At 41.8% G+C, this 14,226-nt stretch carries 4 protein-coding genes; 1 reads left to right on the top strand and 3 read right to left on the bottom strand.

Annotation, left to right across the window (positions count from 1 at the left end; translation table 11 throughout):
- Positions 1-9 precede the first annotated feature (9 nt).
- The 3 genes from BLU33_RS17480 to BLU33_RS17470 all read right to left on the bottom strand — a co-directional run bounded on the left by BLU33_RS17480 (position 10) and on the right by BLU33_RS17470 (position 10,182).
- Positions 10-2,583: a PAS domain-containing protein gene (locus BLU33_RS17480; RefSeq protein ID WP_172829262.1), complete on the bottom strand. Its 2,574-nt coding sequence runs from the start codon at positions 2,581-2,583 to the stop codon at positions 10-12.
- A gap of 214 nt (positions 2,584-2,797) precedes the next feature.
- Positions 2,798-5,101: a translocation and assembly module lipoprotein TamL gene (gene tamL / locus BLU33_RS17475; protein ID WP_091375910.1), complete on the bottom strand. Its 2,304-nt coding sequence runs from the start codon at positions 5,099-5,101 to the stop codon at positions 2,798-2,800.
- Positions 5,102-5,106: 5 nt separating this feature from the next.
- Positions 5,107-10,182, bottom strand: coding sequence for a translocation/assembly module TamB domain-containing protein (locus BLU33_RS17470; RefSeq protein ID WP_449406522.1), 5,076 nt, complete (start codon positions 10,180-10,182; stop codon positions 5,107-5,109).
- Between the two features lie 305 nt (positions 10,183-10,487).
- On the opposite strand from BLU33_RS17470, the gene dnaE reads away from it, so the two are divergent.
- Positions 10,488-14,078: a DNA polymerase III subunit alpha gene (dnaE, locus tag BLU33_RS17465; protein ID WP_091375904.1), complete on the top strand. Its 3,591-nt coding sequence runs from the start codon at positions 10,488-10,490 to the stop codon at positions 14,076-14,078.
- The last annotated feature ends 148 nt before the right edge of the window (positions 14,079-14,226 follow it).

The raw sequence follows: 14,226 nt of genomic DNA, 5'->3' as shown, positions 1-14,226 counted from the left end.
TTATAATATCTATTCATCATCGTGGTTTGATGCATCCTCGGCCATTTGAATAATGATGGCGTCCATCCTGTCGAGCTCGGTTTGTATGTGTTCAAGTACCGTTATGTCTGAATTGTCAGTCTTTAATATAGATGTCAATCCCTTTAAATTGGCCAGCGGACTACGTATAAGGTGCGATTGTTTCCATGCCATATCCTTTATGCTGTCCATATGGTTTTGGATACGCTTATAGGCACTTTTCAGGTCTTGTTCCGCATTCTTCCGTTCAGTTATATCATACAAGCCCATCAGCATGCCTAAAATCTCTTTATTATCATTAGTTATAGGGAAAAGCCTTACATAATACCACATTACCGAACCATCTGGTTGCGGGTAATCTATTTCATAGTTAACATTATGCCCTAGCAATGCTTCATGAGCAAATTTGTTTAAACGGGGGAATTTATCCTCGGGGAAATAATCTGTAAGCATATTACCTTTTGCAGCAACCTGGTTAAGCTGTGCTTTAACAAATTCGGCAGCTTTATAATTAAACGTAAGCACCTTTAAATCCTGATCGAATAAGGCATAGGCAGTATCAGTTGTTTTTAAAATGGTTTGCAGGTTAGCTTCAGATTTTTGGAGAGATTCTTCTGCTTTAAGCCGTTCCGTAATATTATTTGTTAAGGAAAGCCGCACCGGACGCCCATCGTATATAATATCATGCGATATCAGCTGTATATACATCACCGACCCATCTTTTTTCAAATGCCTCACAATCCTGTGTGCCGAATCGAGGTCCATCTCCTTCAAATAACCTTCCAGTTGTATCTCTTCATCTTCTTTGGGCCGCATTGATCTAACGCTCATTTGCAAAAGTTCATCTTTTGTATAGCCGTAATGCTTAATTGCAGCCTGGTTAGCATCAATAATTGAAAGATCATCCTTAGCTATCATCCACATAGGCATTGGATTACTTTCAAAAAGTAATTTATACTTCAGTTCAGATGATCTTAATTCTTCCTCAGCTTTTTTACGCTTTGTAATATCTATCATAGAGCCAATAATGGTTGGCTCGCCTCCAATTATTGCCCTGCTGCCATAAAACTCCACCCAATTGCCGGTGCCGTCCCTTTTTTTGCCCCTGGCTTCATAATTCACGCTTTCCACTTCACCCAGCATACGCCGATTTACATTTTCAGTAGCAATTGCCCGGTATTCTTCGTCAACAATGGTTTCCACGGGTACGGTATTCATCAATTCCTCAGGCTGATAGCCAAAGATCTCGGCAAACCTGGGGTTTACATAGGTGAACTTCCCCTTTTGCACAATGTATACACCCACCATTGATTTATCAGCAATTGTCCTGAACCTTAGTTCGGCATCCCTTAACTCAGCTTCAATTTTTTTGCGGGCGGTAATATCCCGGGCAATAACCATAACACGATCGTCTGAAAAAATCTTTACGTTGATTTCAACCGTAAAAGCGTGCCCATCCTTTTTTATGAATCTTCTTTCACGAATTACTTGTTTAAGACCGGCTATAGATTTTGGGATAGGATCAATATTCTGTTCTTCAGGATCAAGAATAGCCAGTATGTTTAGGCTTAATAATTCTTCCCTGTTGTAGCCGGTCATTTTGCACATACTGGCATTTACGTCTGTAAAATTATTGTTATCATCCAGTATGTAAATAGCATCGGATGCCTGCTCAATAAGTGAATGATACTTTTCTTCGCTTTTTTTAAACTCGGCTGATCTTTCTTCCACCCTTTTCTCCAATTCGGTATTCATTAGTTTTACCTCGGTTTCGGCTTCATAACGTAGTTTGTCTATCTTATTTAGCCAGATAGCCGTATTCCATACCAAAGCCAGGCTTACCAGTAAAAAGCAAATAGAAAGTATGGATAGGCCGATGTTTACCGATGAGAATATTTGCGAGCGCTCTGTTTGAACTTTTAATGAACCGAATACGATGATCATTAAAATAATAAGGCTGAAAAGTCGCCGGGCCATTTGGTTGCCTATACGTTTGCCTGTAAATAGGCGGGTAATGCCTAGTGATGGGTTTAATAATGATGCCTCAACTGATAATATGAGAAAAAATACAGCAGTAAGCGCAGGCATTGAGGTTACATAAAACAATGTGTAAAATAAGGATGCCCCGTACAGTAAACCAATTAGTACAATAACGGATATGATACTAACTAAATGAAAAATGTATTGCGATATGATATTAAGCACATGCTTATTAGCAGTAAGCCCAAGCATACCTAAGCCAAGCAGTGAAAAATTGACGGCTGAATTAAAGGCCATACGGCCGGGAAATGGATTTAAATATGTTGGTGTCGAACGATAGCCTACAAACAATTGGTCAATACCTGTATTGAAATGAAATATAAACTGAAGCAGGGTAATTAGTCCGATTGCTGTACCAAATAATGATAATAGAAAGAAAGATAAAGTATTATATGGAGAGGGCTTGTATTGGAAAAGCAACAACGCGCTGCTGAATAAAAAAAAGCATAAGCCTGAATTAAATTTTAAAACAGCAAGCATAGGGATATGCTGTATAACCGGGATATGAAATACCCACCCAAGCATGCATGTCATACTTATAAATACTGTAAACAGGCTTGTAATTATAATCGTTCTACTTTTTTGCGGACGATCCATCGGTTAGTATCAATTATTTAAGATTGAGGGCACGTGCAACAGCGCATAAATTGGTTGGGTAAATAAAGTTAAAACTAAATCAGCAATTATTGTAAATTATTGAATAATCGGATGAATACAGGTTATTTAGTCACCTGAGCAATTAAAACGGATAGCCAATAGCCAGGTTAAATACCATATTTGATCCGCGCCATTTGGCATCATTATAATCTACCCCATTAACAACTCCGAATGTTTTTTGAGCCGGCTCAAAAAGCGGGAATCCAAAATCGGTACGTAATATAAGTACGGTAAGGTTAAAGCGAAGGCCGAAGCCGGCATCGCCAGCCATTTGAGTGAGAAAATTTTTGCCGAATGCGCCGCCGGGCAATCCGTCATGTGGCCGCATGAGCCATATATTACCGGCATCAACAAATAGCGCGCCTTCAACTATGCTGAACAGCTTTGGCCGGTATTCAATATTGGCTTCGATCTTAATGTCTCCAGATTCATCAGGCAAAAACTGGCTGGCGCCTGTAATTGTTGTGGGAGGGTAATACGATCCCGGACCTATTGAGCGGGCCTGGAAACCGCGTAAACTATTTGGCCCGCCAATAAAGAATTGTTGCGAATAAGGTAATATGGTTGAGTTACCGTATGGAACGCCTATATCAACCAGAAAGCGGGTTGCCAGCTTGCTGTTTGGGCCGAGTTTGTGATAGAATCTTATCTCATTCTCTAATTTAACATACTGATCAAACGTTGCGCCGAATAATTTCTTTGGCCTTCCGGCTAAGGTATCGGCACCTGTTATTATACCATAAAGATTACCCGAAAGGCTTGTTTTACTGTTGTAATATATGGTATTGGTCCTGAAATCATCACCTGAATTATCATACGTGTAACTAAAACTCGGGCCAATGGTAAATTGGTTGTTTATTACGTGTGCCAGCGTTGGGTTGTGGGTATTATGGATACTATCAAGATAAAGTTGGCTAACATTGGCAGCATCAACCAGCGTTACCTCAATAGGATTAAACTGAAATGTTTTATACAGGTTAGGCTTCCACTGATATCCCCACGATGCGTTAAACGAGTTTAATGTATAAAGTTGCCGGCGATCAATATAGGTGTATCCCGTTGTCAGTATTGTTCGCGGAATAAACGCGTTATCCGTAGTAAAGTTAAACGGACTTATAAACCGTGGCCACGATATGGATGGCTGTATACCAAACTGATAAACGTCATACCCATTATGGTAACTGCCAAATTGCTTATCGGTACTGGTAAAAAGATTAATTGTAAATAATTCGGCCCCTTTAAACGTGTTTTTATTTCTAAAGGTCAGATTAATCTGCGTACCATCATAGTTGGCAGACGTTTGCCGCGCAATTATTTCAGCGCTAAGCGATTTCTTTTTGTATTGAGTTAAGTAATAACTCACATCCAGAAAAGGCGAATCGGGAGTAACATCGTCAAACCTGTTTTTTACATAACTAAACGGCCCAAGCTCAATAAAACGGTTTAAGCTGTTGGTGTGTTCGGTACGATTATAAGTATCGCCAGGGTGCAGCAACACCGTGTTTTTAAATACATAAGGGTGTACGGTTTTTCTGCGGTCAATAACATGATACCACGCATATTGCGTACCAGAATCAGGATTAACAGAAGTATCCCTTAATGAATACCTGGAGTAAACATAAATATTTCTGATCTTGTAGATCCACCTGGCCTGGTCGGGGGTTGTAGGCTTAATAGTTACAAACATATCAACCTTGTGGCCCGCTATGGTGCTGTCGTACCGCATGATCAGGTCCTCAGGAGCAAAATAAAAGAACCCTCTTTCTTTCAGCCGTGCATCAATCCGTATCCGTTCGGCCTTGATAACATCAAGATTATATTTATCACCAACTTTTAAAAGGGTTTGATTAGCTGTACCGGCAACCGCAGTATCCAGGTCATTATCTTTAGCCCCCGGGAATACAATTTTATTGTAATGATAAGCCGGCCCGGTTTGTATGGTGTAAACAGCCTTTGATATCAATGACTTTTTCTTACTGACCGTATCGCCATTTACTTGTGCCAGAAAATAACTCTCGTTTTGCAGCCTGCTTTGTAATATGTTGCTGTTCTTATCCAAATCAATAGAGCTTACTAAAACAGGGGGTTCGCCTATATGGGTGTGTAAATAATGCCTTAACCCTCTTACTTTTTTAGTTTGAGTTTTGTCATATACCCAAAGCTTAAAGCGCAGCCCTAGAATTTTTGAATTAGGCTGCGGCCTTAATAATGTGTTTAAATCGGTGCTCATGGCCTTGGCTTCCGCTTTGGTGGTGTTTTCTTTATCTGTAATTTTTACCTCGCCGCCATCATATAGCTTTTGCCCGGGCGCCAGGTATTTAGTGGTGCTACAGGCGCTTATAAAAGCGGCAAATAAAAAAATAAACAGATATTTAAACTTAGCCATATGCGTTAGTTGGATGTTTGTTTTTGTTGCGCGGGCTGATCTGCCGGTTGTGTGTTATCTACTTGTTGGTCATGTTCCTTATCAGCCTGCTTCTTTTCTTTGTTTTGCTCTTTTTGCTTTTCCTTATAATCTTTCTCCAAGGTCTTCTCTTGTTTTGTTTTCTTTCTAAATAGTTCCTTAAAGCGATTGTACTCATAGGTTATTGTAAAACCTACGCCGGTTTCAACCACCTGCCCTTCAATAACTATAAATTCATCACGCCTGTAGGCCCGTACCATGTAACGCCCATCCTGTGTGATCTTATAATTCACGGATATATTACCCGCCAGGTCGGTGGTTTTTTGCCCCGGTTGATTTTGCCCTTCCAGGTTAAAATTATTGCCTACTGTAACTGTAATGCGGTCGTTTAAAAATTGTTTTGATAAACCCACATTCAGGTCTGTACGGTTTTGTTGTGTTCCCGTTGAATAGTCGGCGCCTGATGTTAGGTCAAAGCTTAACTGGATACCACCTATCAGGTTGCCTGCCAATCTATTCAACTGGTCGGATAATAAGCTGCTTACGCTATTGCGGATAGCGCCATTAATGCCGGTGCTGCCACCCTGGCTTTGTAACGGATTATCACCAATAAAGTGGCCAAGCACCAATACGCCCAGTACCTGTTTATTCATTTCATTAGGGTCCTGCCGTATTTGTGTTAGCCGGGTATTAACGGTTTGTATCACATCCGGCGATACCGTATAGCTGCTATCAGGCAAAACAATATCAAAGCTGATATCAGGCTTTAACAATTGGTTCTTTAAGTTCAGCTCTACATTAAACGGCAGCTTTTGCTTATACATGGTTGTAGTGGTTTGGTCGCCGCCCAGTTGCTGGCTCACCAGGTCAATAGGGGGCACGTTTGCCACATAAACGGCTGTAAGATTAATGTCAGCGCTGGTAGGGTCGCCTGTCCATGTTATGGTACTTCCCCTTTTGAACAGGAATTTACGTTTTACAGTAGCATACGAAAGGTTGTATGAGCCCTGCTCAACCGTATAAGTACCGGTGAGGCTTGTTTTGCCGCTTGGGTCAATACCCCCATTTAAATGCGCTTCGCCTTTTATTTGTACCACATCACCATTACGCTCATCAATTACTATGGTAAAATTAGCGGCCTTACTGATATTAATGGTTGCATTTACATCCAACCCTTTAAGTCCCGTTTTTTTAAGGGAATCCAGCTGCCTCGCCATCAACAGTGAATCCATTTGCGGGGCATGTTCGTTTATCACCTCTACAACTCCCTGCCGGTCCTCAACACTAGGGTCATCTTCGGGCAATACAAAAGTCATATCTGTTTTATCATTAACGGTGATGGTGGCATCAACAATAGGCTTATCCATATTGCCGCCTATTTTAATATTACTGTTGAGGTATAGTTTACCATAGAAGAGTTTATTGTCTGCCTGGGTGGAGTTAACCGCCCTGAAATTGTCCATCTTAATATTAAGCGCGAAAGCGAAATCAGTATATGTTTTTGTGTAGATGTTACCCGTAACAACAGCTTTGTTCCCGGTCGAATCAACCAAAGTAAAATCATTGAACAGGATGCCATCATTATTAAAGGTGATACTCTCGTTAGGCATGCTGAAGTAGGAATTCAGCATAGATACGTTAAAGCCAACCTTGTTAAAGTTAATATCGCCCCTAACCTCAGGCGCTGTTGTGGTGCCTGAGATTTTCATTTTACCGGTAATATCACCACTGGCATTTTTAATATTACCAAAGCTGAAACCCTCGATACTCTTCATGTTCAGCGAAACAATATTCAGGTTAAGATCAAAGCGGCTTTCGGGCTGGGTATAATAGGTGCCGTCAAGGTCAACCTGGTTACCCTTCCCGGTTATGCTTGCGCTGGCTGCATAGGCATTTGCGGTTTGGTTATTAACCTTAAATGCGATATTGCCAACAGTGTCGCCTTTAAAATTAAAGTCATTAACATTTAATGCTGCGGTAAACACAGGCGATGACTGGAAGTTACTGATGTTTGCATCGCCATTAATAACGCCGCCAACCTGTAATGAATCCTGTTGAGCTATACGGGTAAGGGTTTCAATATGGAAATTTTTGAAATCAATATTTACCGGCGCGTTCATTTGTTGTGTGGCACTGCTGATGCTTAATGTTTGACCATTATTACTGATATTGAAATCTTTGGCCAGGATTCCCTGACCACCAAACTCAAGCGCGTTATCGGCAGCTACCGTCCACGGCGTATAATCAAGCAGCAGGCCATTTTGCAGGAAACTGAACTGGTATTCATTTGGCAAAACGCTAAACACACCGGCTAAACGGTAACGCTCTTTTTTAGCAGCATCGCGCACCTGTAAATTAATGTTCAGTTTATTGTCTTGTGCGCTGCCTGTTATGCTGGTATATAACAGTTTTATTGATGAACCCACTGCAACATCATCAACAGTTAGACTATAATTTAAGGCATTGTTACCGGTATTTATGGCGAGTTTAAGATTGCTGATATCATTGGTACCGTAAACAACTTTCGGCATAGCGCCATTCACTACAAGGTCGCCGGTTTGGCTGTTGAAATGGCCTGCAATAAGTATTGGCGAAAGTTGTTTAAGATCGGGTGCAAATTGGTCAACCAATGGTGTTTTAACAACATGTATATCAAATGCGAAGTTTTCCGGCGAATATTTAGCTTTTACTTTTCCATTAGCTATTGAGGTATTGTAGTATTTATCGATTACATCCTGTAGGGCGGTTCCAATTTCGGGTAACTTATATTTGCCGCTTAAATGCGCGTAAAGCATTGGTGCTTTTAATTTAAGTGTACTGCTATCAGCATTTGCCGTTGATTTTAGGCTAACGGTATCCAGTTTTATACGCTGCGTTTTGTTTACGATCAACAGATCAGTAGCTTCTATATCGGCATTCAAATAATTCGGATCGGCAGTAGGTACATCGGCAACGATCTTACCATGGAAACGCATTTCATCCTTGGTGAAATTCAGATTTTTAAGGTTGATGCTATCCACAGTTAAAGTAGCATTTATTGATGGATACTTTTTGTTCATGTCGGCCTTAGCATCCAGACTAAAGTTGATGTTCGGATCCTTCATCAGCATCTTAGCGGTATAATTACCGTTATGCGATGTGCCGCTCAACTTTAAATTTTTATAAGTATAACCCTTAACATAAGCCGATACCACATCACCGCTGAACTCCAGGCTGGCAGTTTTAGGATCGAGCCCGGTACCTTTAATATTGGCTGCCAGCGTTACCTTGCCCGCCATTTGCGGCTGCTTGCTGAGCGCGCCAACATTAAGGTCGTTTACTTTTATATTAGCTGAGTAGGCTGCAATTTTTTTATTGTTGCCGTTCTTCATGCTGGCAGTAAGGTCAGCCGCGCCATAGCTGGAGCGCAGGGTCATTTTGGTGTTAAAGGTTTTTATACCACCTTTAAAGGTGCCTTTCAGGTTCAGGTTTTGGGGGATGCTTACACTGGCGGGTATCATGCCGGGCGATACGAGTTTATTAATATCGGCGCTGCTGGTATTAAAATCCTTTATAGTGAGATCGAAATAGGCTTTATTAACATCAGGTAAACCACGCATGGTTGCCGATGCCAAAATGTGGGTATTGCTTAATCCCCGTACTTCCATGCTAGGTATGCGCAGGTCATTCACCTTGCCAATAACCCGCCCGTTTATCCTGAACACCGCGTTTGGTGAATGTTTAAACGGATCCATTGTAGCCATGGTCGGCATCAGTAATAAAACATCCTTTAAGCCTAAACGGCTGCCATCTAAATTGGCATTAACATATAAAGCGCCCAAATTAGTGCTTAATGATGCGATGGAAGGGTAGCTAACCTGTAATTGTTTTTGAATGACCGATTGCGGGGTTTCCACATACAGATCATTCAGGTAGGAGTTTTTTGGCCCATAGAAAAATGCTGTATGAAATTTTTTGATTGCCAATCCGCTTTTTTCGCTGAATGTAAAGGAGTTTATTTTGCCTGAAATGGTATCGGGATTGTAAACAATATTTTGCGCATCGGCATTCAGGTTGCGGATATCCATGTGGGCAAAATCCAGTCCTTTGGCTATGGGTTTTTGCGCGTTGTTATCAAACTTAATGTTATCGTTTACAAAGGTGATCTTATCCAATGATGCCGACCAGCCTTTTGTACTGTTGGCCGGTTTAACCAGCGTATCAATTTTCTTTATCTCTTTAACAATCGTTTTTTTGATCGCTTCCGGCTTGGCGAAGGTGATGCCGGCCTTGGTATCGCTCAGGTTGATGGAAGTAATACCTATGTTTTGATTTTTAAGGTCGATCTTATTCATCTCCACTACCAAGCTGCCCAGGTTTACATTGGCAGCCATGGTATCAGTACGGTACACTACGTTTATCTTTGATATGTCAATAGTGCCAAGGTTAAGTGTCATGTTCAACGGCTTGGTAGCTGTATCAATTGGCGTTTTTGATGGTGGTACAGCAGTCTGGATAATGCGCGCGTTAAAGCCCGAAAGAGTGATCTTTGGTATGGTAAATTTCATTTTATCCATATCAAAATCTTTTATACGGGTATCAAAATGCCCCAGGTTAAAGCTTACATCGTTGCCAGTAATCTTATCGTTATAGCTGATCTTTATCCGGTCGAGAATGATCTTATCAATAGAAAACTTCATGGATGAAGTGGTGTCAGTTGGCTTGGGTTCTTTCTTTTGTTCGCCGGCAAAGGCTTTGGTGATGTAGTCGAAATTAAAAACACTATCCTTATTACGACTGATGTTGGCGGTTATGCCCTCCAGGTTGATCTCATTTACCTCAACCTCATTATGCAGCAGTTTTAACATGCTGATATCTACCTTTAATTTTTCACCGGCTATAAGGGTATCGCGGTGCTGATCCTCAAAATAAACATCTTCAAGCACTATCAATTTTGGCAAGCCTAAACTGATATGGCCTATTTTAACTTTTGTGTGGATTTTATTTTCTAAAAAGGTAACGGCTTTGTTTTTGGCAAAATTTTGCACAGCAGGAACTTGTATTAAAATAATGACAAGCAGCACCAGGAGGAGGACACTCGCAATTATCCAAAGTATCGTTTTTAAAACTATGCGTCCAATTCGTGCCAAATTTCTGTGATTTTCAAGGGTAAAGATTGATGCTATTAAATATATGTAAATTATGTACTAAAAAAACAGCCATTAATGAGTCTGATTTTCAAAGTCCCTCCTAATTAAGGGAATATTTTTTCTAATAATTCATGTAGGGTAAAGGCATGTATGGCTAAAACTGAATTATCAACACATATACACTACAAGTTGTTTTTTAATAACTTTGTATTTCTCCAAAAATACTTATAGGGATTGCTATGCCGGATTTTTCGCATTTACACGTACATACACAATTTTCGTTACTTGATGGGGCCGCCGATATTGGTAAACTATATAAAAAGGCAGCTGCTGATGGTATGAAAGCCCTGGCTATTACCGACCACGGGAATATGTTCGGCGCGTTTAAATTTGTTGCTGAGGCGGGTAAACATAATGTAAAACCGATAGTTGGCTGTGAGTTGTATGTGGTTGAGGATCGCCACAAAAAGCAATTCACCAAGGAGAAAAAGGATGTAAGGCACCACCAGTTATTATTAGCTAAAAACCCCGAAGGATATAAAAACCTGGTTAAGCTATGCTCGCTTGGATTTATGGAGGGCCTGTACAGTAAATGGCCTCGTGTTGATAAGGAACTGATACTAAAATACCACAAAGGCTTAATTGCCACTACCTGCTGCATAGGTGCAAGCGTACCGCAGGCGATTTTGCGCAAAAGCGAGGAAGAAGCCGAGCAGGAATTTAAATGGTGGCTCGATCTGTTTGGTGAAGATTACTATATAGAGTTACAACGCCATGATATCCCTGAGCAGCATACAGTTAACGCAGTGTTGCTTAAATACGCTAAAAAGTATAATGTAAAAGTGATCTGCTCCAATGATTCGCACTATGTGGATCAACAGGACTCCAACGCGCATGATATTTTGCTGTGTGTAAACACCGGTGATATGCAAAGCACCCCAATTGCTACCGATGAAGAAGGTGGCAAGGGCTATCGCTTTGGTTTCCCGAACGACCAGTTTTATTTTAAGACCCAGGCAGAAATGGGCAAGCTGTTCAATGATCTGCCTGAATCATTGGACAATACCAATGAAATAGTAGATAAGGTAGAAACGCTGAAACTGAAGCGTGATATTTTACTGCCTAACTTCGTTATCCCGCCTGAGTTTAAGATCCACAGCGATATGACCCCGGACTCAGATACGCTGAACCAGTGGGAATATCTGAAACACCTTACCTTTTTAGGTGCTAAGGATCGTTATATAGATATATCGCCGGAGGCTGAGGAACGCATTAACTTTGAGCTCTTCACCATCCGTACCATGGGTTTTGCCGGATACTTTTTGATCGTTGCCGACTTCATTAAGGCGGGCCGCGATATGGGCGTATTTATTGGTCCGGGCCGTGGTTCGGCGGCGGGCTCGGTGGTAGCCTATTGTATCGGTATCACTAATATCGATCCGCTTAAATATAATCTCCTGTTCGAAAGGTTCCTGAACCCTGACCGTAAGTCGATGCCCGATATTGATACGGATTTTGACGATGCAGGCAGGCAAAAAGTAATTGATTATGTGGTTGAAAAATATGGCAAGAACCAGGTAGCACAGATCATTACCTATGGCTCCATGGCTGCCCGTACCAGTATACAGGATGTGGGCCGGGTGCTGGATATGCCCCTATCCGAAGTGAACTTACTCAAGAAGATGGTGCCTGATACTTTGGGTATCACCTTACAGGGAGCAATAGACCAGGTGCCTGAATTACAGGCTATAGTAAAAGGCAACGACCTGCGTGCCACAGTTTTGCGTGAGGCCGGAAAATTGGAAGGTTCCATCCGTAATACAGGTGTACACGCGGCGGGTATTATCATCGCGCCGTATGACCTTACCGATATTGTTCCGGTTGCCGTAGCTAAGGACTCAGACCTGCTGGTTACCCAGTATGATGGTCGTGTGATTGAAGACGCAGGCGTTATTAAGATGGACTTTTTGGGCCTGAAAACCTTGACCATTATTAAGGATGCGTTGCGGCTCATCAAACAAAACCATGGCGTTGTTATAGATATAGATTATATCCCGCTTGATGATAAGGAAACCTTTGAGCTTTACCAGCGCGGCGATACCAATGGTACTTTCCAGTTTGAAAGTGACGGTATGCAAATGTACCTGCGTGATCTGAAACCGGATAAGTTTGAGGATTTGATCGCCATGAACGCGCTCTACCGCCCGGGGCCAATAGAGTATATACCGCTGTTTATTAAACGTAAGCATGGTTACGAGCCCATCGCGTTTGATTTACCTGATATGGAGGAGTACCTGGGCGAAACCTACGGTATTACCGTATACCAGGAACAGGTGATGCTTTTATCGCAAAAGCTGGCAGGCTTTAGCAAAGGCGATGCCGACGTTTTGCGTAAGGCGATGGGTAAAAAGCAGATTGAGGTACTGAATAAAATGGAGGCCCAGTTTATGACGGGCGCTACCGCAAAAGGTCACCCTAAAGATAAGCTTACCAAAGTTTGGAACGACTGGAAAGCATTTGCCCAGTACGCTTTCAATAAATCGCACTCTACCTGTTACGCTTTTGTGGCTTATCAAACGGCTTATTTAAAAGCGCATTACCCGGCGGAATATATGGCCGCGGTATTGAACAACCAGAATAACATGGAGAAGATCTCTTTCTTTATGGATGAATGCCGCAGGATGGGCGTGCCCGTTTTAGGTCCGGATATTAATGAGTCGGATATGGCGTTCGCTGTAAATAAAAAAGGTGAGGTGCGTTTTGGTTTAACGGGGGTTAAAGGTGTAGGTGATAAGGCGGTTGAAAGCATTATAGAAGAACGTAACGAACGTGGTCCGTTTACAACCATATATGATTTCGCACAACGATCAAACACACGCAGTGTAAACCGTAAATCATACGAAAACCTGGTTTATGGTGGTGCTTTTGATGGTATGGGCTTAAACCGTGCGCAGTTTTTTGCTAAAACAGAAAATGGCCTGCTAACAGGTGTTGAACGCCTGATAAAATATGCCAATGATTACCAGAACACGCAAAGCAGCAACCAATCTTCATTATTTGGCGGTTCGGTAGCATCTTATATCCCGGAGCCAAGCATGCCTGAGAGTGACGAGTGGCCATTGATAGAAAAGCTGAAATATGAGCGCGATGTTATCGGCATTTACCTTACCGGTCACCCTTTGGATAATTACAAGGTGGAGATGGAACGCTTTTGCAATACAGATATCAGCGATCTGAAAAATATGCAGAAGGCAAGGAGCGGTGAAGGTGGCGAGGAGATCATGAACGCGTTTGCAGAACTACGCCGCAGAGGTGAGATACGTATAGGCGGTTTAGTAGGTAACGTTCAGCATAAAATGACCAAGACAGGTAAGCCATTTGGTACGTTTGTACTGGAAGATTATAAGGAATCATACGAATTTGCGCTGTTTGGCGAGGATTATGTGAAGTTCCGTTATCTGTTGGTTGATGGTTATTTCCTGCATCTGAAGGGGATCATCGAAGAAAAATTCAGGCAAAAAGATAACTGGGACCTGCGGATACAAACTATGGCCCTGCTATCCGAAATGCGGGATAAGCTCACCAAGTCATTAACGGTATGCATCGACCTGAACTCATTAAATGAAAAGCTGGTAAATAACATTCAGCAGGCAGTTAATGATAATATTGAGAAATACCCGGTTAAGAATTGTACCCTGCGTTTTTTGGTAAAGGACAGGGAAGAGGCAATATCGGTAGAGGTGTTTTCAAAAAGCCTTAAAATTAACCCGAGTGATGATCTGATGGCTGATATTTTTAATATCACCAATGTGCACCCGGTGTTGAACTAATGCTGCCGCGGGTTTAGCGTAGCGTAACCCGTGGTTGGGCATGGTTAAAGCTTGTAGCTTTAGAAGAGCAAGCTAATAAGCTTGCTCAATGCGCGCCACGAGTTACGCTACGCTAAACTCGCGGCAGCTAACGGCCAGATCTTTAAAT

It is taken from the genome of Mucilaginibacter mallensis, assembly GCF_900105165.1.
GTDB classification, from domain to species: Bacteria; Bacteroidota; Bacteroidia; order Sphingobacteriales; family Sphingobacteriaceae; genus Mucilaginibacter; species Mucilaginibacter mallensis.
The sequence above is the reverse complement of the archived record's forward strand: the minus strand, read 5'-3'. Positions and strand labels throughout refer to the sequence as shown.